Consider the following 21,829-nt stretch of genomic DNA (forward strand, 5'->3'; position numbering starts at 1 on the left):
GCACGCGGATCGGACCGGTGGGGTCCGTCACCGGCCGGCCGGTCGACCGGGTCGCCGTGTCCGGCGGCGGGACGGTGCGGCCGTGACCCGCCCGGTCCGCAGCATCGGCGTGCTCGCGCCGGGGGAGCCCGCGCTGCTCGAGGACACCGAGCCCGAGCCCGGTCCCGGCCAGGCGTGGGTGCGCACCGAGTACAGCGGGGTCAGCGCCGGCACCGAGGTGGCCATCGTGCGCGGCACCGACCCGCACCACGCGCTGTCCTGGGACGCCGACCTGCGCTCGTTCACCCCGGACGGCCCGACCGCGGGCTACCCGGTGCGCCGGCTGGGCTACATGGAGGTCGGGCTGGTCACCGAGAGCCGCACCCCTGACCTCGCCGAGGGCACCCGGGTCGCGATGGCCTACGGGCACCGCACCGGCCGCTGCGCCGACCCGGCGGCCACCCCGGTGCTGCCGGTGCCCGGCGACCTCGACCCGCTGCTCGGGGTCTACCTCGCGCAGATGGGCCCGATCTGCGTCAACGGCCTGCTGCACGCGACCGCGCAGTTCGCCGGCCCCGGCGGCGGGGTGGGCGACGGCGTCCGCGACCGGCACGTGCTGGTCACCGGCGCCGGCGTCATCGGGCTGCTGTCGGCGCTGCTCGCCGTCCGGCACGGGGCCGCCGACGTCGTCGTCGCGGAGTCCTCGCCCGCACGGCGCGCCGTCGCCGCGGCGCTCGGCCTGGACACCGTGGACGCCGGCGCGTGGCCCGAGGTCAAGCGCCGCTGGCGGCACGCCCCCGGCGACGCCGGCGCCGACCTGGTGCTGCAGTGCCGCGGCCACGACACCGACCTGGCCACCGGGCTCAAGGCGCTGCGGCCGCAGGGCGTCGTCGTCGACCTGGGCTTCTACCAGGCCGGCGCCGGGGCGGTCCGGCTCGGCGAGGAGTTCCACCACAACGGCCTGTCGGTCGTGTGCGCGCAGATCGGCCGGGTGCCGCGCGGCATGGCCGGCGACTGGCCGCGCTCGGCGCTGGCCGACGTCACCCTCGACCTGCTCCGCGAGCGCGGCGACGACGTCCGCCGGCACCTGGTCACCGACGTCGTCGCGTTCGAGGACGGGCCGGCGCTGCTCGCCGACCTCGCCGCGCGCCGCCTGCCCGCCCCACCGCTGCAGGCCGTGCTCCGGTTCTGATGCGGGGCTCCTCCGGCGCGTCGCCGGTGTGGCGCGCGTCCGCGGCTTGTCCGGTTCCGGTTCCGGGTGGACCCTGTGGCCATCCGCCGCGGGTCCCGCGGCACGGCGCTCATGGGGAGGGCGTCATGTGGTGGTGGCCGGTGGTCGCCGTGGTCGGGTTCGCCGCCTCGACGGCGCTGGTGATCGTGCTGGCCCGCAGCGACACGGCCCGCTGGGAGCGGGACCACCGCGCGGTGCCGACGACGGTGCGCCAGCGGGAGGAGGCCAACCGTCGCCTGCGTGCCGCCGCGCTGCTGGCCCGCCGGCCGCCGCCGTCCGGGCGCCTCGCCCAGCTGCACCTGCCGAGCCTGCACCTGCCGCACCCGCACGTGCCGCAGGTGCGCCTGCCGCGCCCGCACGTCCACCTGCCGCACCTGCACCTGCCGCACGTCCACCTGCCCGCGGGCGTCGTGGCGCGGCTCCCGCACGTGCACCGGCGGGCCGCCGCCCCGGTGCCCGGTCCCGAGGCGCCGGAGGCCGAGGCCGCGGTCGAGGTGCCGGGACCCGCGGCCGGGGTGCCCGAGCCCGAGGAGCACCCGACCGGCACGCCGTCCTGACGCCCGCACCGCGCCCGGCGGGCGTCAGGCGGTCGAGGCCAGCGGCCAGAGGGGCAGCTCCTCCGCGGCGCCGGGGCGCGTCCGCGCCGGGCGCCGGGCGGGACGGCGGGCCGCGCGCCGGGCCGCCTCCTGCCGCTCGGCGGTGCGCCGGGCGTGCGCCGCGCGGGCGTCCTCGAGGCCGGGTGCGGTGACGCCGTCGGCGGTGAGGGAGCAGGCGGCCAGGCGCACCCAGCGCACCGCGCCGCCGGCGTCCCGCACCCCGACGAGCAGGCCGCGGTCGTGGCGCCGCAGCGACAGGGCCGCGCCGCGCACGCTCGCCTCGGTGGCCGCGGCGGCGTCGGCGTCGGGACCGTAGAGCCAGGTGACCGACCGCGCGGCCCCGCGTGCCCGGTCGTCCCGCGCCCGCCAGGCGGTGTCGGACAGCGGCGCGAGCCGGACCTCCAGCACCGCGCCCAGGCTCTCGACGACGAGGCGCAGGCCCGGGTGCCCGGCGGCGTCCGGCACCCGGAGCACCCGCGGCCGGTGCCCCTGCCCGGTGAGCCACGACAGCAGGGCCGGCCGGTAGCGCAGGTGGTCGTAGGCGTGCCCGGCCGCTGCCGGCCGGCGGCGGAAGGCGCACGGGTCGTCGCCGGTGTGCCCGAGGCCGGGCGGGTCGCCGTCGACCACCGCCAGCCGCCCGCCGCAGCCGCCGGCCGCCCGCGCGCACCAGAGGCCGCCGCGGGCCTGCTCGGCCAGCCGGCGCGCCGCGACGGCGTCCGCGGGCAGCTCGACCGCCGACGTGCCGTCCGGCCCGTCGGTGACCGCCCACCGCAGCCCGTCCGCCATGCGCCGACCGTAGGAGCGGGGTACGACACCTAGCGGGTCACGGAGCGGAAGAGGTCGACGAGGCGGTCGGCGTGGGCGTCGAACACGTGCCGCTCGCGGGCGGCGGTCGCGGCAGCGTGCCCCGACCGGGTCGCGAGCTCGCCGTGCAGCGCCGCGGCGACGTCGTCGGCCGAGCGGTAGAACAGGCCCGTCCCGTCCGCGCGCAGCACCCGCTCCACCGACACCAGCGAGCCGGGGTTGGCCTGCTGCAGCAGCGGCAGCCCGGCGGCCAGCAGCACCGGCAGCCGGGCGGGGGAGTTGAGGTCGTCCCAGCCGGCCCGCCGCAGGTCGCCGCCGTTGGCCGAGTCGAACCGGTGCAGCCAGCCGGCGTCGTGGCGCGACAGCTCCCGCACCCAGTCCTCCGGCCCGACGGCGCGGTGCACGTGCACGAACCCCGGCGCGCGGGCCAGCGCCTCGTCCAGCCAGCCGGTCCACGAGCCCGTCGGCCCCGGGGCGCGCACCTGCCCGTAGAGGTGGGTGTGCACGCCACGGTCGGCCAGCGCCAGCACCCAGTCCAGGTCCAGCCCCGAGGGCCGGCCGACGACGGCGGCGTGCGGCTGCCCGTCCGCGTCGGACAGCCGGGGCGAGCGCGGCGCGTCGAGCCAGTCGCGCTTGGGCAGGTCGCCGTCGAGGACACCGAGCCGGGCGGGGTCCACCCGGCCCGACAGCGCGAGGGCGAACCAGTCGCGCTCCTCCTCGGTGGCCAGCAGCACCGCGTCGGCGCCGCACACCAGGTCGGCCAGCAGCGGCCACTCCCCGCGGACGACGCTGCGCTGCGGGGCCTCCTTGAAGTGCCACACGAAGGGCAGGTCGGGGAACGCCGCCCGGACGGCGTGCGCGAAGGGCACGGCCCGCCAGTTCAGCTGCGCCCACACCACGTCGGGGGAGAGCGCGGCCACCTCCTCGCGCCAGCGGTCGCGGTCGAGGTCGGGCACGTGGCCGAAGGGCAGCGGCCCGACGGTGGCGTCGCCGAGGGCCTGGTCGGTCCACAGGCCGGTGAGGGCGTGGCCGCGCTCGGCCAGCGCCAGCACCCGCTCGGGGTTGAACGCCAGCTCCCCCACGACGAGCACCCGCAGCCCGTCGGGTGACGGCGGGTACGCGCGCTCCCGGAACCGCGCGTAGCGGGCGACCTCGTCGGTCCCCCCGCCGTCGGTGGAGGCGAAGCGCAGCGGCCCGGGCACCCGGTAACGGGTGCGGAAGACGTTGAGGCCGCCGTCGGCGGACTCGCGGATCGCCCGCGACCGCTGCCCCGGGTGCCGCGTCCAGGAGCAGGTGACCCGGCCGGTGCCCGTCGTCGTCCCCCGGGCGGCGACCCGCGCCCACATCAGCCGGTCGAGGTCGTCGGTCTCCAGCTCGGCCCGCTCGGTCCAGCGGTCGGCGGTGCGCCGGTGCGCGACCTGCACCAGCTGCGCGTAGGGGGTGTCGGCGGGCTGGGCCAGGTCGGCGCGGGCCAGCACCGCCCCGCCGTCCAGGGCGGCGAGCAGGGTGGCCAGGTGGGCGGGGAACCAGACGTCGTCGGCGGGCAGGTAGGCCACCACCGGCGCCGCGGTCCCGTCCAGCGCGGTGTTGAGCGCCGCGCCGAGGCCGCGGTTGTCGGCGGTGCGCACCAGCCGCAGCCGCGGGTCGGCGGGGACGGCGACCGGCTCGCGCGACCCGTCGTCGACGACCACCGCCTCCCAGGCGGTCTCCTCCTGGGCGAGCAGCGACTCCAGCGCGCGCGGCAGGAAGGCCGCCTGGTCGTGCACGGGCACCAGGACGGCGACCCGAGCGGTCACGCAGCCGCCTGCTCGACCGCCGGGACGCCGAGCACCCGGTCGTAGACCTCGGCCACCCGTCCGGCCAGCGCCGGCCACGAGTAGTCGACCGCCCGGGCCCGCGCCCCGGCGGCCAGCCGCGCCCGCAGTGCGGCGTCGCCGGTCACCCGGTCCAGCGCCGCGGCCAGCGCGTCCACGTCGCCGGGGGGCACCAGCAGGCCGGTGTCGCCGTGCCGCACCACCTCGGGGATGCCGCCCACGCGGCTGGCGACCACCGGCAGGCCGGCGGCCATCGCCTCGGTGAGCACCGAGCCCATCTCCTCGTAGGCCGAGGGCAGCACCAGCACGTCGAGGGAGCCCAGCACCGCGGGCACCCGCGCGTGCTCGACGAAGCCCGCCAGGGTGATCCGGCCGGTCGCCGGGCTCGTGGCCGCGAGCCGGTGCACCAGCGCCCGGTCGGGACCGTCGCCGACGACGACCAGGGCGGCCTCCTCCCGCATCCGGCCGAACGCCTCGACCAGCGTCCCGGGGCTCTTCTGCGGCGCGAGCCGGCCGACGTAGCCGATCCGCGGCCGCGCCACCCCGGGGAACACGTCGGCGGGGGAGCCGGTGAACAGCGAGGGGTCGAAGCCCGAGGGGATGGTCGACAGCCGGTCGGCCGGCACGCCGTCGTCCCGCACGGCCGCGGCGGTGCGCTCGGTGAGGACGACGACGGCGTCGGCCCGGCACAGCGCTCCGCGCTCGACCCGGCCGCCGAGCGCCCGCAGCAGCCGCACCTTCGGGCCCCGGCCGGTGAGCGTGTGCCCGACGCTGCAGTGCAGCGTGACCACCAGGGGGCAGCGGTGCACCCGGGCGGCCAGCCGGCCCAGCAGCAGCGTCGCGAGGTCCTCGCCCTGGTGGGCGTGCACGACGTCGACCGGTGTCGGCCGCCCGGCGCGCAGCACCGCGAGCAGCCCGGCCAGCGCCCACAGCTGGCGCAGCCGCGGCACCGGCAGCCCGGTCCGGTGCACCCGGGCACCGCGGCCGAGCGGCGTCGTCCCCCGGGGGCCGGCCAGCCGCGCGGTCACCACCGTCTGCCGCACGCCCCGGGCGTCGAGGCAGCGGGTGAGCGTCGCGGTGTGGTTCTGCATGCCGCCGATGGGGTCGAAGCGGGCCGCCCGGGAGTCGAGCTCCCCCGGGAGGGCTCCCGGTCCCGCGCGCCGCCGGGTCTCCGGCGGTTCGAACACGCTGCACAGGCGCAGCACGTGCAGGTCGGCGGCGGGGCGGGGCACGCGGGGACCTCCGGCTTCTCGGGGGCAGGACTCGTAGTGCACCACGGGTTAGTCCGCGACACAGCACGGGAAGGGGGCGCGGGTGACCCCGCCGCTCGCCGACCCCGCCGTCCGCCGCGTCGCCCTCGTGCGGCTGCGGGTGGGGCTGGGGGACCTGCTGTGCACCGTGCCGGCGCTGCGGCGGCTGCGCGCGGCGCGGCCCGACGTCGAGGTCACCCTGGTGACGTTCGGCCGCATGGCGCCGGTGGTCGAGCGGCTCGGCGTGCCCGTCGCGCTGCTGCCCTTCCCCGGCGTGGCGGGCGTCCCCGACGGCCCGGTCGACGCCGCCGGCTGGGCACCGTTCACCGCCGACGCCCGCGCCCGCGGGTTCGACCTGGCGCTGCAGGCCTACGGCGACCGGCCGGCCGCCAACGGGGTCGCCGCCGCGCTCGGCGCCCGGCTCACCGGCGGGTTCGCGCCCACCGGCTGGGACCCGCCGGCCGGCACGGAGGCCCTGCACCTGCGCTACCCGCTGCACCTGCACGAGGCCGACCGGCACGTCGCGCTGCTCGAGCACCTGGGCCTGCCGCCCGGTGGCGAGGCGGTCATGGGCTTCCCGCTCACGCCCGACGACGAGGCCGAGCACGCCGCCACCCTCGCCGCGCGCGGCCTCGAGCGCGGCCGGTACGCCGTGCTGCACCCCGGCGCGTCGGCGCCCACCCGCCGCTGGCCGGTCGGGCGCTACGCCGCGGTGGGCGACGCGCTGGCCGCCGAGGGGCTCACGGTCGTCGTCACCGGGGTGCCCGCCGAGCGGGACGTCTCCGCGCGGGTGGTCGCGGCGATGCGCGCCCCGGCCGTGGACCTCACCGGCGCCACCAGCCTGGGCGGGCTGGCCGCGCTGCTGCGCGACAGCGCGGTGCTGGTGGGCAACGACACCGGCTCGGCGCACCTGGCCGCCGCCGTCGGCGCCCGCAGCGTCACCGTCTTCCTGCCCGGCGACCCGGTGCGCTGGGCGCACCCCGGCCCGCGGCACCGGGCGCTGACGCCGACGGTCGCCTGCGCGCCCTGCCCGCACCTGGCCTGCCCCATCGAGTTCCGCTGCGCGCTGACCGTCGAGCCGGCCGCGGTGGCCGGCGCCGCGCTGGAGCTGGCCGCCTCGTGAGGGTCTCGTTCGTCGCCGACTCCGACGGCTGGGGCGGGGCCGAGGTCTGGCTGGCCCACCACCTGCGCCGTGCGTCCGCCTGCGGCGCGACGGCGTCGCTGGTGTGCGCCGAACCGGTGGCGCCGGGGTTCGCGTCCCTGGACGTCGACCGCGCCGTCGTCCCGCTGACCCGGCACACCGCGGCGGCACCGGCGACCCGCGAGGCGCTGGCCGCCCAGCGCCCCGACGTCGTGGTGGTCAACCTCGTCGACCCCGCCTCCAACGCCGCCGCCGTCGCCGCCGCGCAGGCCGTGGCGCCCACCGTCGGCGTGCTGCACCTGGTCGGCGACGTGCGGACGGGGGAGGAGCGGGCGGCGCTGCGCGACCTCTACCGGCGGCTGGCCGCGGTCGTCAGCCCGTCGACGGAGGGCCGCGACCAGCTGGTCGGCGAGCTCGGCGTCGACCCGGTGCGGGCGCACGTGGTGCCCAACGGCGCCGACCTGCCGCCGGACCCGGCCGGCCCGGCCGGCGGTGCGGTCCCGCGGATCGGCGCCTTCGGACGGCTGACCGCGCAGAAGGGCTTCGACGTGCTGCTCGAGGCGCTGCGCCGGCTCGACGTCCCGTTCGAGGCCGTCATCGGCGGCGCCGGCCGCGACGAGGAGGCGCTGCGTGCCGCCGCCGCGGGCCTGCCGGTCACCTTCCCGGGCTGGGTCGAGGACGCGCGCGCCTTCCTCGCCGGCCTCGACCTGTTCGTCGTCTCCTCGCGGGTGGAGGCCGGGCCGCTGGTGCTCGTCGAGGCGATGGCCGAGGGTCTGCCGTGCGTGAGCACCGACGTCGGCGAGGTCCGCCGCGTGGCGGGGGAGGACGTCGTCGTCGTGCCGGTGGACGACGCCACCGCGCTGGCCCGCGCGATCGGCGAACTGCTCGCCGACCCGGCGCGGCGGGCCGACCTCGGGGCCCGGGCCCGGGCGCGGGCGGTGCGCGACCTCGACGCCGCCCTCATGGCCCGGCGCACCTACGCGGTGCTCTCCGGCGTGGCGGGCGGCGCCGCCGGGTAACCGCCCGGCATGAGCAAGAACAACGACGCCGACGCCCAGCGAGCCGCCGCACGGCAGGCGAAGAAGGAGGGCATGTCACCCAGCGAGGCGGGCGTGACCACCGGCGCCTCGAAGCAGACGTCCCACGTCCGGAAGGGCGACGACCGGCACGAGCACTCCAGCGCGCAGGGCAAGAGCAAGAGCTGAGGTGCGGGGACGGCGGCGGCCTCCGTCGCGCGCCGCCGTCCCCGGACCGGTCTAGGCGGTTCCCCCGGTGCTGGGCAGCCCGTCGGCCACCCAGGCGCGGTGCCCGCCGATGACGTCGCTGGCCTTCGCCAGGCCGAGGGAGCGCAGCGCGTCGGCGGCCAGGCTGGAGGTGTAGCCCTCCTGGCACAGCACGACCACGTCGACGTCGTAGCCGGTGGCCTGCGGCAGGCGGGCGTCGCTCTCCGGGTCGAACCGCCACTCGAGGTGGTTGCGCTCGACGACGACCGCGCCGGGCACCTCGCCGTCGGCCTCGCGCTGCCACTGCGGCCGGATGTCGACGAGCACCGCGCCGTCGGCCACCCGCCGCGCGGCCTCCGCCGGCGTGACCCGCGTGATCCGCTCGCGCGCCTCGGCCAGCAGCTGGTCGACGCTCCTGGCGCCCGGCGGGCGCGGTCCCGGCCCGCTCACCAGTCGACGCCGGCCTGCTCGGTGCCGGTGGACAGCAGGGTGCCCGCCTCGAGGCGGTAGCCGGTCATCTGCGTCAGCCGGGGACGGTAGACGTGCACGCTCACGGCGGGCAGCGTCCCGCGGTTGGTCACCCGGTGCACGTGGTGGGGGCCGAACGGGCGCACCCGCCCGGCCCACAGCTCCGTGGCCGCCTCGCGGACGTCGCCCGGGCGGCCGCCGACGACGTCCTCGGTGAGCACCCCGCCGACGACCGCGAAGGCCCCGGCGGAGCCACCGTGGTCGTGCAGCGGCGTGCCCTGGCCGGGCAGCCAGGTGAGCAGCCACACCTGCGCGGCGGCCAGGTCGGCGTGCAGGGAGGGGTCGAGCAGGTCGGCGGCGTCGGCGGTCGGCAGCAGGCCGGTCCAGCGGCTGGTCTCGCGGTACTCGACGCGGGGCAGCCAGGCGTCGGAGACGGCGAGCAGGGCGGCGGCCACCGCGGTGACGGAGGTGGCGCGGGCGGTGGTGCGGGCGGTGGTGCGGGCAGGGGACAGCAGCGAGGTCACGGGGGTTCTCCTGAGCAGGGCGCGCCGCGGTGGGCGCAGAGGGAGTGGGTGTCGGCGCTCAGGCGGCCGGACACAGCGCGCTGGCGACCCGCAGCAGGTCCACGGCGGACCGGCGGGTGAGCGTCAGGGCGGGGGCCACGCGCTCATGTGACCCCGGCGCGGCATAGTGTGTCAAGTCGACCGGATTGGTGCGCTTTGAGGGGTGGTGGGATGCCTGGTCGCCCGAGCCCCGGCCGCTCAGGCGGGGAGGACGACGGTCCGCAGCTCGTGCGCGCCGTCGGCGCGGGTGGCCTCGTAGAACCACCGCGCCCCGCCGTCCGGCAGCGCGACGACGTCGGCGTAGCGCAGCCCGTGCGGGGCGTGCGGGCTCTGCAGGTACGGCCCGCCGGCCGCGGCGCGGAAGCCGCCCTCGCCGTCGTGCTCGGCCAGCCCGGTGCGCTCCTCCCAGTTCTCCGCCGCGGTGGCCCGGCCGTCGTAGAGCGCCCAGGTGCGCGGGCCGTCGAGGACGACCGCGCTGAACCGCACCCCGCGGGCGTCCCAACTGCCGGGCCTGCCGGCCAGCGCGGTGCCGCGCCAGGTCCAGTCGACGCCGTCGGGGCTGGTGGCGTGCTCGGTGGTCATCCGGTCGGTGGCGTCGGGGTCGTCGAGCGGGTGCACCGACGCCCACAGGTGCCACTCGCCGCCGTCCCAGCGGACCACCGGGTCCTTGGGCGCGTCGGTGGCGCTGCCGGGGAGCACGGTGCGCGCCTCCGCGGTGGCCAGCCCCTCGACGGTGTCGGCCTCGAGCAGGTCGACCCGCCAGTGCCTCGTGCCCGGCGTCGCGCAGCTGACGTAGAGCCGCCAGTGGCCCTCGGGCGTGTGCACCAGGGCGGGGCGCTCGAGCGACTCGGCGCCGAACCGCTCCTTGCCGACGGCGACGACCGGCTCGAAGCGCACGCCGTCGTCCGACCGCGCCACCACGTTGCCGAAGCCGCGGCCCTCGCCGACCGGGCGGCGCAGCCGGTAGGCCAGCCACCAGGTGCCGTCGACCAGCTGCGCCGACGGGCCGCCGGCCCACGAGCCCGGGCGCGGGTCCTCCGGCTCGACGACGACCTGCGCGTCGGCCCAGAAGCGGTCGGGCGACGGCGGGCGGGGCGCTGGCGAGGTCACGCGGGGGCTCCGATCTCGGGTTCGGGCGGGGAGCCCCGTGTGTACACCCCGGACCACCCGGGACGAGGAGGGGACCGATGAGCGACGACGCCGACCGGCTGCCGCAGTTCGTCATCGCCGGAGCACCGAAGGCCGGGACGACGGCGCTGCACGCGGCCCTGGCCACCCACCCGGGCCTCTCCCTGTCGCCGGTCAAGGAGCCGAAGTACTACCTGACCGACGGCCGGCCGCCGCCGCGCAGCGGCCAGCGCGGACCGGGCGACGCGCACAGCGCGCGGGAGTGGGTGTGGCGCCGCGAGGACTACCTGCGGCTGTTCGACGGCGCCCCGCCCGGGACCGTGCGCGGGGAGAGCACGCCGTTCTACCTCCACGACCGGGCGGCGCAGCGGCGGCTGGTCGCCGACGTCCCCGACGTGCGCGTCATCGCGGTCGTGCGGGACCCGGTGGACCGGGCGTGGTCGAACTGGGTGCACCTGCGCGCCGACGGGCTGGAGCCCGAGGCCGACTTCGCGCGGGCCGTGGAGCTGGAGGAGTCGCGGGTCGTCGCCGGCTGGGCGCCGTTCTGGCACTACCGCGGGCTGGGCCGCTACGGCGAGCAGCTGCGCGACCTGTACGCGCTGCTGCCGCGGTCGCAGGTGCTGCTGCTGCGCTACCGGCAGCTGGTGGACACCCCGCGGGAGACGCTCGACCGGGTCAGCGACTTCCTGGGCGTCGAGCCGGGGGTGGCGCACACCGTCGCGCCGGAGAACGTGAAGCCGTACGTCCCCGACACGCCGCGCTACCGGGCGCTGGCCCGGGTCGCCCGCGCCGGCGCGGCGCTCGGCGCCTACGCCCCACCGGAGGTGTGGCGGCAGGTGTCGCGGCCGCTGCTCGCGGCGCTGCACGCCGGTCGCGCGCCGCGGCCGCCGCTGCCGGTCGACGTGCGCCGCGCCGTCCTGGCCCCGCTGCTGCCCGACGTCGCGCTGCTGGAGGAGCTGACCGGCGAGTCCTTCGAAGACTGGCGCCGCGACACCGGCCGCGGCGACTTCCGCTCCCGCCGCCCGACCCAGGCCTGAGGCGAGAGGCGCGTGGGGGCGGCTCCGATCTCGGCGGCTCGGCCGCCGAGCCACGGCGCTGGTTCGGCCCGCGCGTCCCCATCGGAGACGATCACGGCGGGGGTTGCGGGCGTTCCGCGACCCGTCAAGCCGCCCTCTCGATCTGTGGATATCGGCTCTGAGCTGCGGATACACGTCGCGGCGAGACCCTGTCGGCGGTAGTATCCGTACATGTGTTCGAGCGGTACGGCGGTGGATGCGGATAGTCTGTCCGACGGCGAGCTGCTCGACGCGATCGCCGCGGCCGTCGCCGCTCGCAACCGCGAGGACGCCCGGCTGGCCCGCCTGGTGCGGGCGGCGGAGCACCGGCAGGCCGCCGAGCGCGACGGGCTGAAGAGCATGCGCTCCTGGCTGCCCGGGCACTGCCGGCTCCCGGCCGCCGCGGCCGCCCGGATCGTGGGCAACGGCCGGGTGCTCGACCACCTGCCCGCCCTGGCCGAGGCGCACGACGCCGGCCTGGTCGGCGCCGAGCACGTGGCCGTCGCCGCGACCGCGCTGACGCCGGAGCGGCTGGCCGCGGCGGCCGAGCGCGGGGTGGAGCTGGCCGAGATCGATGCGGTGCTCACCGGTGCCGCGATCGAGCAGCGCTACGCCGACTTCGTCACCGTCGTGCGCCACTACCTGACCCGGCTCGATCCCGACGGGCCCGAGCCCGACCCCACCGAGGGCCGGCGGTTGACGCTGGCGAAGCACGCCGACGGGTCACTGTCCCTGCGGGGCGAGCTCGACGCGGTCGGTGGGGAGAAGCTGCAGGCGGCGCTGGAGTCTTTCGTGCAGGCCGACCGTCCCGTCGGGGACGAGCGCAGCCGCGCCCAGCGCCTCGGCGACGCGCTGGTGCAGCTGTGCGACACCACCCTGGCCGCCGGCTCGCTGCCCACCCTGCGGACGGTGAAGCCGCACGTCGCCGTCGTCATCGACCTCGAGGACCTGGCCGACCCGGCCACCGGTCCGGAGGCGGGACGGATGGGGTTCGGTGCGGTCATCTCCGCCGCCCGGGCCCGCTGGCTGGCCTGCGACGCGACCGTCTCCCGCGTCGTGTTCGGTCCCGACGGGGCCCCGCTGGACCTGGGCCGGGAACACCGGCTGGCCGACCGGCACCTGCGCCGCGCGGTGGAGCTGCGCGACGGCGGCTGCGTGTTCACCGGCTGCGCAGCACCGACGTGGTGGGCGGAGGTGCACCACCTGGTGCACTGGCTCGACGGCGGCGAGACCAATCTCGAGAACTCCGCGCTGCTGTGCGAGCGGCACCACACTAAGGTCCACCACGGCTTCCGGGTGCAGCGACAACCGGAAGGCCGGTGGCGCACCTGGCGACCCGACGGCACCGAGATCCGCACCGCACCACCACTGCGGCAACCCGCCGCCTGACGGACCCCGCGACCGGGCACGGCCACCGCTGACGCCTCGCGCGGTCGACGACCGCCCCTGCGCACTGGACGACGTCCTGCAACCGTGGTTGCATCTGCGCCGTGACGACGACGGGGGAGTGGGTGCTGCTCTCCTACCGGCTGCCGCGGGAGCCCTCGGGCCCGCGGACGACGCTGTGGCGGCGGCTGCGCCGGCTCGGCGTCGCCCAGCTCGCCGACGGTGTCGTGGCGCTCCCCGCCGACGCCCGCACCCGCGAGTCGCTGGAGTGGCTGGCCGACGACGTCCTCGCCGCAGGGGGGACGGCGGGCATCTGGACCGCCCGCCCGAGCACCACCGCCCAGGAGCGCGAGCTCGCCGCCGGGATGGCCGCCGCCCGCGCGGAGGAGTACCGGGAACTGGCCGTGGAGGCGGCTGCCGCGCTCGGGGCGCCGGACGCCGAGCGGTCCCGGGCGCTGCGCCGGCTGCGCGGCGAGTGGCGGGCCATCGGCCGCCGCGACTTCTTCCCGCCGGCCGAGAAGGACGCCGCGGCCGCCGCACTCCGCGCCCTGGCCGAGGCTGTCGCCCCGACCGGTGACCAGGTGGGGAGCGCCCGGTGAGGTGGGCGACCCGCGCCGGCGTGCACGTCGACCGCGCCGCCTGCGCCTGGCTCATCCGCCGGTTCGTCGACCCCGGCGCCGAGTTCGTCTTCGTCGCCGACCCCGCCGACGTCCCGGCCGACGCCACGGCGTTCGACATGCGCGGCGCGGCGCTCGGCCACGTGGGCGGCGACTGCTCCTTCGAGACGGTGCTGCGCGTGCACGGCCTCGACGACCCCGTGCTGTGGCGGATCGGCGAGATCGTCCACGAGGCCGACCTCGACGACGGCCTCTTCGACGCCCCCGAGGCGCCCGGCCTCGACGTCCTGCTGCGGGGCCTGTCGATGACCGGCGACGACGAGCGCACCCTCGCCGTCTCCGGCCCGCTGTTCGACGGCCTCTACGAGTTCACCCGCCGCCGCCTGCTGCTCGGCCGCGAACCGGCCTGACCCCGACGGAGACCCGTGACCCCCGAGCCCACCCCCGCCCCGGCCACCGCACCGACCCCTGGCGCGGAGCCCGCACCGGAGCCCGCACCGGCCCCCGCCACCGCGGTGCCGCCGTTCCGCACCGCCGTCCGCGCCTGGTTCCTCGTCTCCCTGCAGACCTTCGGCGGCCCGGCCGGGCAGATCGCGGTCATGCAGCGCGAGCTGGTCGACGAGCGCCGCTGGATCGGCCAGCGCCGGTTCCTGCACGCGATGAACTACTGCATGCTGCTGCCCGGCCCCGAGGCCCAGCAGCTGGCCACCTACGTCGGCTGGCTGCTGCACGGCACCCGGGGCGGCCTGGTCGCGGGCGGCCTGTTCGTCCTCCCCGGCGTGCTCGCCCTGCTGGCGCTGTCGGCGGTGTACGTCGCCTTCGGCAGCACGGTGGCGGTCACCGCGCTGTTCGCCGGCCTGGCACCGGCCGTGGTCGCGATCGTCGCCCAGGCGGTGCAGCGCGTCGCGAGGCGGGCGCTCACCGGGCGGGCCCTGGTCGCCATCGCCGTGGCCGCCTTCCTCGCGCTGGCGCTGTTCGCCGTCCCGTTCCCCGTCGTCGTCCTGGTGGCGGGCCTGGCCGGGTGGCTGCTCGGCCGCCGGCGGCCCGCGGCCGTCGCACACCCCGCGCCGGCCGACGACGGCCCGCCGCCGGTCATCGCCGACGACGCCCTGCACGCCGAGCGCCCCACCGCCCGCCGCACCCTCACCGTGCTCGCCGTCGGGCTGCTCGCCTGGGGCGTGCCGGTCGCCGCGGTCGCGCTGCTCACCGGCGCGGGCAGCACGCTGACCCAGCAGGGGCTGTTCTTCTCCGGCGCCGCGGTGGTCACCTTCGGCGGCGCCTACGCGGTGCTGGCCTACGTCGCGCAGGCCGCCGTCACCACCTACGGCTGGCTGGCCCCCGGTGAGATGGTCCGCGGGCTCGCGCTGGCCGAGACCACGCCCGGGCCGCTGATCATGGTGGTGCAGTTCGTCGCCTTCCTCGGCGCCTTCCGCGCCCCCGGCGGGCTCGACCCGTGGACCGCGGCGGTCGTGGCCTCGCTGCTGGTCACCTGGGTGACGTTCGTGCCGAGCTTCCTCTTCGTGCTGCTGGGCGCCCCCTACATCGAGCGGCTGCGCGGCAACCGGTCGCTGTCGTCGGCGCTGACCGGCATCACCGCGGCGGTGGTCGGCGTCATCGCCAGCCTGGGCCTGTACTTCGCCGTCCACACGCTGTTCTCCGACACCGGAACGGCCGGTCCGCTGGCGCTGGAGCTGCCCGACCCGACCAGCGTGCGGCCGGTGGCGGTGGTCATCGCCGCGGTCGCCGCCGTCCTGCTGTTCCGGCTGCGGTGGTCGGTGCTGCGCACCCTCGGGCTGTGCGCCGCCCTCGGCCTGGTGGCCGGGCTGGCGGGCCTGCCGGTCGGCTGAGCCGCCGTGGGTGACCGGCCCGCAGACGGGTAGGGCCCCCTCCCGGAGAGGCGTGCAGCCCGCGCGCCGCGGACGGGAGGGACCGACATGGCCATCGCGACGATCAACCCGGCCACCGGCGAGACGCTCAAGACCTACGAGCCGCTGACCGACGACGCCGTCGACGAGCGGATCGGGCGGGCCGTCGAGGCGTTCCGCGCCTACCGGCTGACCAGCCCGCAGGAACGCGCCGGCTGGCTGCGCGCGGCCGCCGACGTGCTCGACGGCGACACCGACGCCGTCGCCGAGCTCATGGTCACCGAGATGGGCAAGACCCTGGCCGCGGCGAAGGCCGAGGTCGGCAAGTGCGCCAAGGGGCTGCGCTACTACGCCGAGCACGGCCCGGCGATGCTCGAGCCGCGCCCGGCCGACGCCGGCGCCGTCGGCGCGGAGGACGCCTACGTGGTGCACCAGCCGATCGGCGTCGTGCTCGCGGTCATGCCCTGGAACTTCCCGCTGTGGCAGGCCATGCGCTTCGCCGCGCCGGCGCTGATGGCCGGCAACGTCGGCCTGCTCAAGCACGCCAGCAACGTGCCGCAGACCGCGCTCTACATCGAGGAGCTGTTCCGCAAGGCCGGCTTCCCCGCCGACGTGTTCCAGACGCTGCTCGTCGGCTCGAAGACCGTCGAGCGGGTGCTGCGCGACGACCGGGTCGCCGCCGCCACCCTCACCGGCAGCGCCCCGGCCGGCCAGTCGGTCGCCTCGATCGCCGGCGACGTGCTCAAGAAGACCGTGCTCGAGCTCGGCGGCAGCGACCCCTTCATCGTCATGCCGTCGGCCGACCTCGACCGCGCCGCCGAGGTCGCCGTCACCGCGCGCTGCCAGAACAACGGGCAGAGCTGCATCGCCGCCAAGCGGTTCTTCGCGCACCGCGACGTCGCCGAGGAGTTCACCCGGCTGTTCGCCGAGAAGCTGTCGGCGCTCGTCGTCGGGGACCCGATGGCCGAGGACACCCAGGTCGGCCCGCTGGCCACCGAGTCCGGCCGGGAGGACGTCGAGAAGTACGTGGCCGACGCCATCGCGAAGGGCGCCACCGTCGTCACCGGCGGCGAGCGGGTCGACGGGCCCGGCTGGTTCTACCGGCCGACCCTGCTCACCGGCGTCACCCCCGAGATGGACCTCTACGACGAGGAGGTCTTCGGCCCGGTCGCGGCGCTGTGGACCGTCGACTCCCTCGAGGAGGCCATCGAGATCGCCAACAGCCACCCCTACGGCCTGGGCAGCAACCTGTGGAGCGAGGACGAGCAGGAGCGCGCCACCTTCATCCGCGACGTGCAGGCGGGTATGGCGTTCGTCAACGGGATGGTCACCAGCTACCCCGAGCTGCCCTTCGGCGGGGTCAAGCAGAGCGGCTACGGCCGGGAGCTGACCGAGCTCGGCATGTACGAGTTCACCAACGCCAAGACCGTGTGGATCGGCCCGCGCAGCAGCCAGCAGGCGGAGGGCACCACGGCCAGCGCCTCGGAGTGAGCCGGCCGGGCCGTTTCCCCGCTCCGTGCTGCGGGGTAGCCGTCGCGGGACGCGACCGGGCTCCTGAGCAGTGGGACGTCGACGGCGCTCGACAGGAGGACCGATGACGACGACGACCGACAACCGCTTCGTGGTCCAGGCGGTGCACGACCTCGGCACCGCCCTCTGGTTCGGCGGCTCGGTGATGGGCATCGCCGGGGTGAACAAGTCCGGCAGCGACCTCACCGCGGGGATCGACAAGGTCCGGGTGGCCAGTTCGGCCTGGAGCCGCTTCCAGCCGGCCCAGTTCGGCGGGATCGCGGCCACACTCATCACCGGCCTGCAGCTGACCCGGTCGAACAGCCAGCGGCTCGCACTGCAGAAGGGCTACGGCACGGTCGGCGCCCTCAAGGCGGCGCTGACCGTGGCCGGCGCCGGGGCCACCGCGTACGCCGCCTACTCCGGCGCCCAGATCGGCAAGCTGGCCGAGCAGGCGGCCAGGAACGGCGACCTCGAGGTCAAGGACGCCACCCTGCCCTCCGCCGGCACGCCGGCGGAGATCAAGAAGTGGCAGGCGCGGCAGCGGGTCACCCAGGCCGCCGTCCCGACACTGGCCGGCGCGGTCATCGTCTGCAACGCCTGGCTGGTGCAGTCCTACCGGCTCGGCTCGACGGTCAAGGGCCTGCTCGGCCGCATCCTGCCGGACTAGGAGAACGCCCTCCTGCCCCCCACCGCTCGCAGGCTCGCGGCGGGACCCCGCAGGAGGGCCACCTCCGTGACGGAGTCGCCGGCCCGGTCCCCGCACGGGGGCCGGGCCGGTGTCACGTCCGGGCGGTGACCCGCACCCACTGGCCGCCGTCGCCGGCGGGCCGGGCGTCCAGGACGGTGGCGGTCGCCGCCGCGGCGGCCAGCGCGAGCCGGGCGTCCGCGCCGGGTAGCGGCAGCAGCGGGGTCGCCACCAGCACCTCGACCGTGAGGCCGTGGCCGCCGGCGACGGCGCGCACCGGCCGGGCGCCGTCCCCGGCGCCGGGGCGGGCGGCGCCGGCGACCAGGACCTCCGACACGAGCAGCACGAGCTCCTCGGCCACGGCGGGCGGGCACCCGGCGGCCGCGGCCCGCTCGCGCACCCACGCCCGCACCTCGGCCGGCCGCCGCGCGTCCACCGTGCCCACGACCACCTCGCCGCCCCCGTGCTCGGTCACTCCTCGACCACCCCTCCGGCAGCAACGACGGCGCCCGGCTGGGGGTGCGCGGCCCCGGCGCGCCGTTGCCGACCCGTGACCGCGGCCGCGTCAGACCTGGTCGGGTGGCTCGGAGCGGACGAGGAACCGGGCGCCGCCGCCCTCGGGCACCGCGGCGAGCGTCACGGCCGGGGACACCTTGCCGGCCAGCCACAGCATGAGCAGCCGGCGGTCGGCGGGCACCATCGAGGGCAGCAGCAGCTCGCACGGCCGCCGGGTGAGCACCTCGCAGACGACGGCCGGCCCCGCGTGGTGCAGCCGCACCGGGACCCCGGCCGGCCCGCCGTCGAGCGCCGCCGCGGCGATCACCGCCTCGTGCAGCACCAGCACCAGCTCGTCGCGCCGCGGCTCGCTCAGCCCGGCCTCGGCCAGCCGGTCGTGCCACCACCGGCGGTTGTGCGCGGGGGTGTCCGGGTCCAGCACCGCGGAGGTGACCGGCACGGTGTCGCTCGGCGCGGCGACCAGCGTGAGGTCCGGGTTGGGCAGGTCCAGGCCGTCGAGCCACAGCACCGGGTGGGTGCCGCGCGCCATCGCCACGCCGTCCGGCGGCGCGGCGACGCTGTCGACCAGGCAGGTCACCGCCAGGGGCGCCAGGCCGACGGCGACGGTGGTCTGCTCCTCCGCGCGTCGCCACGCCGCGAGGTCGTCCATCGGCCGCTGGCACAGCACCGCGACCGGCCCGTCGGCGCCGCGGGAGCGGTGCCGCAGCCAGTCCTCGGCCAGCACGTCGATCGGCGACTCCAGCAGCGCCTGCGGGGAGGCGAACTCCACCGCGGCGTCCGGCACGTGGGCGCGCACCACCCGGCGGACGGCGTCCTCGACGTGCGCCACCACCGGCGCCCCCGCGGCCAGCGCCCGGCGGCACAGCTCCGCGGCGATGGCGCCGGCCTGCGCGGACCCGCTGTGGAACGCACACCGGTGGACCGGCGCCAGCCACGCGCCGGGGTCCGGGCCGGACGTCCTCACCGCGTGCTCCCGCTCCCGTCGGCCTGGGCCACCTGCACCGAGCGGCCGGGATGGCGGGTGGCGAGCAGCCGGACCAGCCGGGAGGTCAGCCGCGAGGCGCCGACCAGCACCAGCCCGGGCGGGCCCGCCGCCGCGGCGACGAGCGAGTCGGCCGCGCCGACGTCGAGGAAGCGCAGGTCGGCGACGTCCCAGGTGGCCGGCCGTCCGTCGCCCCGGGGCGTGGCCCGCAGCACGGCCCGCAGCGCGTCGGCGTTGCCCGAGTCGAGCTCCCCGGCCAGCCGCAGGCCCTCCGGCGTCCGGGTCAGCCGGAACGTGCCGTCGTCGTGGAGGGCGGTCGCGTCCACCTCGTGGTCGTGCGCGCCGGCCAGCGAGGCCGACTGCCCGGGGACCAGCAGGTGGCGGAAGTAGGGGCACAGCACCGTCAGGGGCACCCGGGCGGCCAGCTCGGTGACCACCTCCTCGAACGGGTTGTCGCCCGCCCCCAGGGCACCGCTGAACCGGACACCGGGAAAGCCCTCGGCCAGGGCGCCGTCGACGTAGCCGGGCAGCCGGGCGGGGTCGGGAGGCACCACCCGCACCGCGGTCGTCGCGCTCGGCTCCCAGGTCGGTGCCACCACGCCGGCCCGCCGCAGCCGCGCCCACAGCCGCGGCTCACGGCTGCCCAGACCGGTCAGCAGCACGCACTCGCCGGCGCGCACCCCCTCGACGACGAAGTCGCCGACCACCTGGGCGTGGGCCTCCTCGCTGTCGAGGACGACCCAGTCGTGCCGTCCGCGGCTCACCGGCCGTCGTCCGCGGGCCGCGGGCCGGCCGGTGCCTCCCCGGTCTCGGTGACCAGTGCGGCGACGTCGCGCACCTTGCGGTGGGTGTCCTGTGAGGCGCGCACGAGGATGCCGAAGGCGGCGTCGGCGGTGATCCGGTACCGCTCCATGAGCACTCCCTTCGCCTGGCCGATGACGTCGCGGCTGGCCAGCGCCACGGCCAGGTGCTCGATGCGCTGGACGGAGCGCAGCGCCAGGGCCGCGTGCGCGGCCACGGGGCCCAGCGCCGTCCGCTCGGGCACCTCCCCGGCGGCGTACACCGACAGCGCCCCGATCACCTCGCGCCCGGTGTCCAGCGGCAGGCAGGTCGCCGACCGCAGCCCCGTGGCGGCCGCGGCGCAGGCCAGTTGCGGCCAGCGCGGGTCACCGGCGAGGTCGGCACTGCCTGCGGGCGTGCCGCCGAGCGCCTCGAGCAGGGGACCGGAGCCGCCGGCGACCTGCGCGGCGTCGACGGTGGCCGCCCGGTCGCAGCTGGCGACCGGGTCGCGGGGCCGGTGCCCCGCCCCGCGCAGCACCACCGAGACGCCGGCGTCGGCCGGCAGGAGCGCGGCGAGGTCGGTGACCACCGCGCGCACGGCGGCGCCGGCGTCGTCGGCGGCGTGCCAGCGGGCCGCCGCGGCGGCCAGCCAGTCGTCCAGGTCGGGCCGGCTCCCGAGGAGGTGGGGTCTCGTCGTCGTAGGAAGCACAGGCCCTCCGAGCCGGTGGTCTCCCGGCGTCTCGTGCGCCCTGGTCCGGGGGATCGACCCAGCGCGCCGCTGTCCCGCGATGGTGCCACTCGGGGCGGCGACACGCCCGGGTCCCGGCGCAGTTCCGGTGTGTGACCCGTCCGGGTCACACGGGCCCGCGCGGCCGCCCTACGCTCCGGCTCCTCGGACCGGCTGGGAGGACCCCGTGCGCACGCTGCTGACTAACTTCCGCAACTTCGCCTTCTCCGGCAGCCTCGTCGACCTGGCCGTCGGCCTGGCGATCGGGGCCGCCTTCGCCACGGTGGTCGAGTCGCTGGTCGGCGACGTCATCCTGCCGCTGGTGGCCGCCGTCTTCGGCCAGCCGGACTTCACCGCCCTCGTGCTCACCGTCAACGGGTCGCAGATCCGCTACGGGTCGTTCCTCACCGCGCTGGTGTCCTTCCTGCTGCTGGCGCTGACGATCATGTTCCTCGTCCAGGCGATCCGCCGGGCCACCGGCCGCGAGACCGCCGGCGCCCAGGGCAACCGGGAGTGCGACCACTGCAAGAGCTTCATCCCGGTCGACGCGTCGGTCTGCATGTTCTGCACCCGCGACGTCGAGCCGATCGTGCCCTGACCGGCGGGCCGCGGTCCCGGTCCGCCGGTTAGCCTCCGCGCCGGTGGTCGGCACCGACGAGGAGGACGCGTGACGCGACACGGGCAGGGGACGCTGCCGACGGGCCAGTACTGGCAGGGCTGGACGGTGCCCGACCCGGTCGGCGTGGTCGTGCTGGTGCACGGCGCGCACGAGCACGGCGGCCGCTACGCGCACGTGGCCCAGCGGCTGGGGGAGGCCGGCTACGCGTCCTACGCCCCCGACCACCCCGGCCACGGCCGCTCACCGGGCCGGCGCGGCGACATCCTCGGCCTGGCCGCCGCCGTGGAGGGCGTGGCCGCGACCGCCCGGGCCGCCGCCGACCGGCACCCCGGCGTCCCGCTGTTCGTCTACGGCCACAGCCTGGGCGGGCTGGTCGCGCTGCAGTACCTCACCGGCGAGCCGCACGAGCGCGTCGCCGGCGGCGTGGTCTCCGCGCCGGCCCTCGACACCAGCACGGCCACCCCGGTGCAGCGGGTGGTCGCGCCGCTGCTCGCCCGGGTGGCGCCGGGCCTGGGCGTGCTCACCCTCGACGCGGAGACGGTCAGCCGCGACCCCGAGGTGGTGGCCGCCTACCGCACCGACCCGCTCAACCACACCGGGAGGATGGTCGCCCGCACCGGCCACGCGATCATGACCGGCGCGGCCGGCATGCCCGACCGGCTGCGCGGCCTGCGGCTGCCGCTGCTGGTGCTGCACGGCGGCGACGACCGGCTGATGCCGCCGTCGGCCAGCGAGGTGGTGCGCCGGCACGCCGGCTCGCCCGACCTGACGGTGCGCGTCTACGAGGGGCTCTACCACGAGCCGCACAACGAGCCCGAGCAGGACGAGGTCCTCGCCGACGTCGTCGCCTGGCTCGACGCGCACCGGCCGGCCCGCTGAGCACCCCGC

General features: G+C 77.7%; 24 protein-coding genes. 14 read left to right on the forward strand and 10 right to left on the reverse strand.

Features of this window, described 5'->3' with window-relative positions:
• Positions 1–82 precede the first annotated feature (82 nt).
• Positions 83–1,171, forward strand: a complete 1,089-nt coding sequence (locus LY71_RS07005) for a zinc-binding dehydrogenase (protein WP_106276260.1) — start codon at positions 83–85, stop codon at positions 1,169–1,171.
• A 125-nt stretch (positions 1,172–1,296) separates the two neighbouring features.
• Positions 1,297–1,767: a hypothetical protein gene (locus LY71_RS07010; protein ID WP_106276261.1), complete on the forward strand. Its 471-nt coding sequence runs from the start codon at positions 1,297–1,299 to the stop codon at positions 1,765–1,767.
• 24 nt (positions 1,768–1,791) lie between these two features.
• On the opposite strand, the gene LY71_RS07015 is transcribed toward LY71_RS07010, so the two are convergent.
• The 3 genes from LY71_RS07015 to LY71_RS07025 are packed head-to-tail and all read right to left on the reverse strand — an operon-like array spanning position 1,792 to position 5,656.
• Entirely contained in the window at positions 1,792–2,592 is an 801-nt protein-coding gene (locus tag LY71_RS07015; protein WP_106276262.1) for a hypothetical protein, read from the reverse strand.
• 29 nt (positions 2,593–2,621) lie between these two features.
• On the reverse strand, positions 2,622–4,406 hold the full coding sequence (locus LY71_RS07020) for a glycosyltransferase (protein ID WP_106276263.1): 1,785 nt from the start codon (positions 4,404–4,406) through the stop codon (positions 2,622–2,624).
• Positions 4,403–5,656: a glycosyltransferase gene (locus LY71_RS07025; RefSeq protein WP_170121250.1), complete on the reverse strand. Its 1,254-nt coding sequence runs from the start codon at positions 5,654–5,656 to the stop codon at positions 4,403–4,405. The genes LY71_RS07020 and LY71_RS07025 overlap by 4 nt, the downstream gene beginning before the upstream one ends.
• 82 nt (positions 5,657–5,738) lie before the next feature.
• Here LY71_RS07025 and LY71_RS07030 point away from each other — a divergent pair, with 82 nt between their 5' ends.
• From LY71_RS07030 to LY71_RS23360, 3 genes are read left to right on the forward strand one after another with little or no spacing between them, the layout of a single operon-like run.
• The gene (locus tag LY71_RS07030; RefSeq protein ID WP_106276264.1) at positions 5,739–6,797 is read left to right on the forward strand and encodes a glycosyltransferase family 9 protein; all 1,059 of its coding nucleotides are present in this window, start codon (positions 5,739–5,741) and stop codon (positions 6,795–6,797) included.
• Entirely contained in the window at positions 6,794–7,834 is a 1,041-nt protein-coding gene (locus LY71_RS07035; RefSeq protein WP_106276265.1) for a glycosyltransferase, read from the forward strand. Before LY71_RS07030 ends, LY71_RS07035 begins: the two co-directional genes overlap by 4 nt.
• Positions 7,835–7,843: 9 nt before the next feature.
• Complete coding sequence (locus LY71_RS23360; protein ID WP_170121251.1) at positions 7,844–8,020, forward strand: hypothetical protein; 177 nt, start codon at positions 7,844–7,846, stop codon at positions 8,018–8,020.
• A gap of 51 nt (positions 8,021–8,071) precedes the next feature.
• On the opposite strand, the gene LY71_RS07040 is transcribed toward LY71_RS23360, so the two are convergent.
• The 3 genes from LY71_RS07040 to LY71_RS07050 all read right to left on the reverse strand — a co-directional run bounded on the left by LY71_RS07040 (position 8,072) and on the right by LY71_RS07050 (position 10,179).
• Positions 8,072–8,488, reverse strand: coding sequence for a rhodanese-like domain-containing protein (locus LY71_RS07040; protein WP_211297189.1), 417 nt, complete (start codon positions 8,486–8,488; stop codon positions 8,072–8,074).
• Positions 8,485–9,030 (reverse strand): cysteine dioxygenase, encoded by a 546-nt coding sequence (locus LY71_RS07045; RefSeq protein ID WP_211297190.1) that lies wholly within the window; start codon positions 9,028–9,030, stop codon positions 8,485–8,487. Before LY71_RS07045 ends, LY71_RS07040 begins: the two co-directional genes overlap by 4 nt.
• A 237-nt stretch (positions 9,031–9,267) precedes the next feature.
• Positions 9,268–10,179, reverse strand: a complete 912-nt coding sequence (locus LY71_RS07050; RefSeq protein WP_106276266.1) for a glycoside hydrolase family protein — start codon at positions 10,177–10,179, stop codon at positions 9,268–9,270.
• A gap of 77 nt (positions 10,180–10,256) precedes the next feature.
• On the opposite strand from LY71_RS07050, the gene LY71_RS07055 reads away from it, so the two are divergent.
• The 7 genes from LY71_RS07055 (at position 10,257) to LY71_RS07085 (ending at position 17,299) form a co-directional block, all read left to right on the forward strand.
• Positions 10,257–11,234 carry a sulfotransferase family protein gene (locus LY71_RS07055; protein WP_106276267.1) on the forward strand — a complete coding sequence of 326 codons (978 nt, stop codon included), beginning with the start codon at positions 10,257–10,259 and terminating at the stop codon, positions 11,232–11,234.
• Positions 11,235–11,465: 231 nt separating this feature from the next.
• Complete coding sequence (locus tag LY71_RS07060) at positions 11,466–12,641, forward strand: HNH endonuclease signature motif containing protein (protein ID WP_245887736.1); 1,176 nt, start codon at positions 11,466–11,468, stop codon at positions 12,639–12,641.
• A 101-nt stretch (positions 12,642–12,742) separates the two neighbouring features.
• The gene (locus LY71_RS07065; protein ID WP_245887737.1) at positions 12,743–13,237 is read left to right on the forward strand and encodes a Chromate resistance protein ChrB; all 495 of its coding nucleotides are present in this window, start codon (positions 12,743–12,745) and stop codon (positions 13,235–13,237) included.
• Complete coding sequence (locus tag LY71_RS07070; protein ID WP_106276270.1) at positions 13,234–13,665, forward strand: chromate resistance protein ChrB domain-containing protein; 432 nt, start codon at positions 13,234–13,236, stop codon at positions 13,663–13,665. The genes LY71_RS07065 and LY71_RS07070 overlap by 4 nt, the downstream gene beginning before the upstream one ends.
• 15 nt (positions 13,666–13,680) lie before the next feature.
• Positions 13,681–15,102 (forward strand): chromate efflux transporter, encoded by a 1,422-nt coding sequence (gene chrA, locus LY71_RS07075; RefSeq protein WP_106276271.1) that lies wholly within the window; start codon positions 13,681–13,683, stop codon positions 15,100–15,102.
• Between the two features lie 87 nt (positions 15,103–15,189).
• Positions 15,190–16,611 (forward strand): NADP-dependent succinic semialdehyde dehydrogenase, encoded by a 1,422-nt coding sequence (locus LY71_RS07080; RefSeq protein WP_106276272.1) that lies wholly within the window; start codon positions 15,190–15,192, stop codon positions 16,609–16,611.
• Between the two features lie 103 nt (positions 16,612–16,714).
• Entirely contained in the window at positions 16,715–17,299 is a 585-nt protein-coding gene (locus LY71_RS07085) for a hypothetical protein (protein WP_106276273.1), read from the forward strand.
• A gap of 112 nt (positions 17,300–17,411) precedes the next feature.
• Here LY71_RS07085 and LY71_RS07090 read toward each other — a convergent pair whose 3' ends face one another.
• The 4 genes from LY71_RS07090 to LY71_RS07105 all read right to left on the reverse strand — a co-directional run bounded on the left by LY71_RS07090 (position 17,412) and on the right by LY71_RS07105 (position 20,304).
• Entirely contained in the window at positions 17,412–17,792 is a 381-nt protein-coding gene (locus LY71_RS07090; RefSeq protein ID WP_106276274.1) for a hypothetical protein, read from the reverse strand.
• A 90-nt stretch (positions 17,793–17,882) separates the two neighbouring features.
• Positions 17,883–18,797, reverse strand: a complete 915-nt coding sequence (locus LY71_RS07095) for a hypothetical protein (protein ID WP_106276275.1) — start codon at positions 18,795–18,797, stop codon at positions 17,883–17,885.
• A complete protein-coding gene (locus LY71_RS07100; protein WP_106276276.1) occupies positions 18,794–19,579 on the reverse strand; it encodes an MEDS domain-containing protein in 786 nt (261 codons plus the stop codon). Before LY71_RS07100 ends, LY71_RS07095 begins: the two co-directional genes overlap by 4 nt.
• On the reverse strand, positions 19,576–20,304 hold the full coding sequence (locus LY71_RS07105) for a GAF and ANTAR domain-containing protein (protein ID WP_106276277.1): 729 nt from the start codon (positions 20,302–20,304) through the stop codon (positions 19,576–19,578). Before LY71_RS07105 ends, LY71_RS07100 begins: the two co-directional genes overlap by 4 nt.
• 205 nt (positions 20,305–20,509) lie before the next feature.
• Between LY71_RS07105 and mscL the strand changes: the two genes are divergently transcribed.
• Together mscL and LY71_RS07115 are read left to right on the forward strand one after the other, a co-directional pair.
• Complete coding sequence (mscL, locus tag LY71_RS07110) at positions 20,510–20,920, forward strand: large conductance mechanosensitive channel protein MscL (RefSeq protein WP_106276278.1); 411 nt, start codon at positions 20,510–20,512, stop codon at positions 20,918–20,920.
• Positions 20,921–20,989: 69 nt separating this feature from the next.
• On the forward strand, positions 20,990–21,820 hold the full coding sequence (locus tag LY71_RS07115; RefSeq protein WP_106276279.1) for an alpha/beta hydrolase: 831 nt from the start codon (positions 20,990–20,992) through the stop codon (positions 21,818–21,820).
• The last annotated feature ends 9 nt before the right edge of the window (positions 21,821–21,829 follow it).

The organism is Geodermatophilus tzadiensis (assembly GCF_003002915.1).
GTDB classification, from domain to species: Bacteria; Actinomycetota; Actinomycetes; order Mycobacteriales; family Geodermatophilaceae; genus Geodermatophilus; species Geodermatophilus tzadiensis.

Excerpts from the sequence above, each read along its gene's own strand:
- LY71_RS07010 (WP_106276261.1), top strand. The coding sequence starts at position 1,297 with ATGTGGTGGTGGCCGGTGGTCGCCGTGGTCGGGTTCGCCGCCTCGACG.
- LY71_RS07015 (WP_106276262.1), bottom strand. The coding sequence starts at position 2,592 with ATGGCGGACGGGCTGCGGTGGGCGGTCACCGACGGGCCGGACGGCACG.
- LY71_RS23360 (WP_170121251.1), top strand. The coding sequence starts at position 7,844 with ATGAGCAAGAACAACGACGCCGACGCCCAGCGAGCCGCCGCACGGCAG.
- LY71_RS07055 (WP_106276267.1), top strand. The coding sequence starts at position 10,257 with ATGAGCGACGACGCCGACCGGCTGCCGCAGTTCGTCATCGCCGGAGCA.
- LY71_RS07080 (WP_106276272.1), top strand. The coding sequence starts at position 15,190 with ATGGCCATCGCGACGATCAACCCGGCCACCGGCGAGACGCTCAAGACC.
- LY71_RS07085 (WP_106276273.1), top strand. The coding sequence starts at position 16,715 with ATGACGACGACGACCGACAACCGCTTCGTGGTCCAGGCGGTGCACGAC.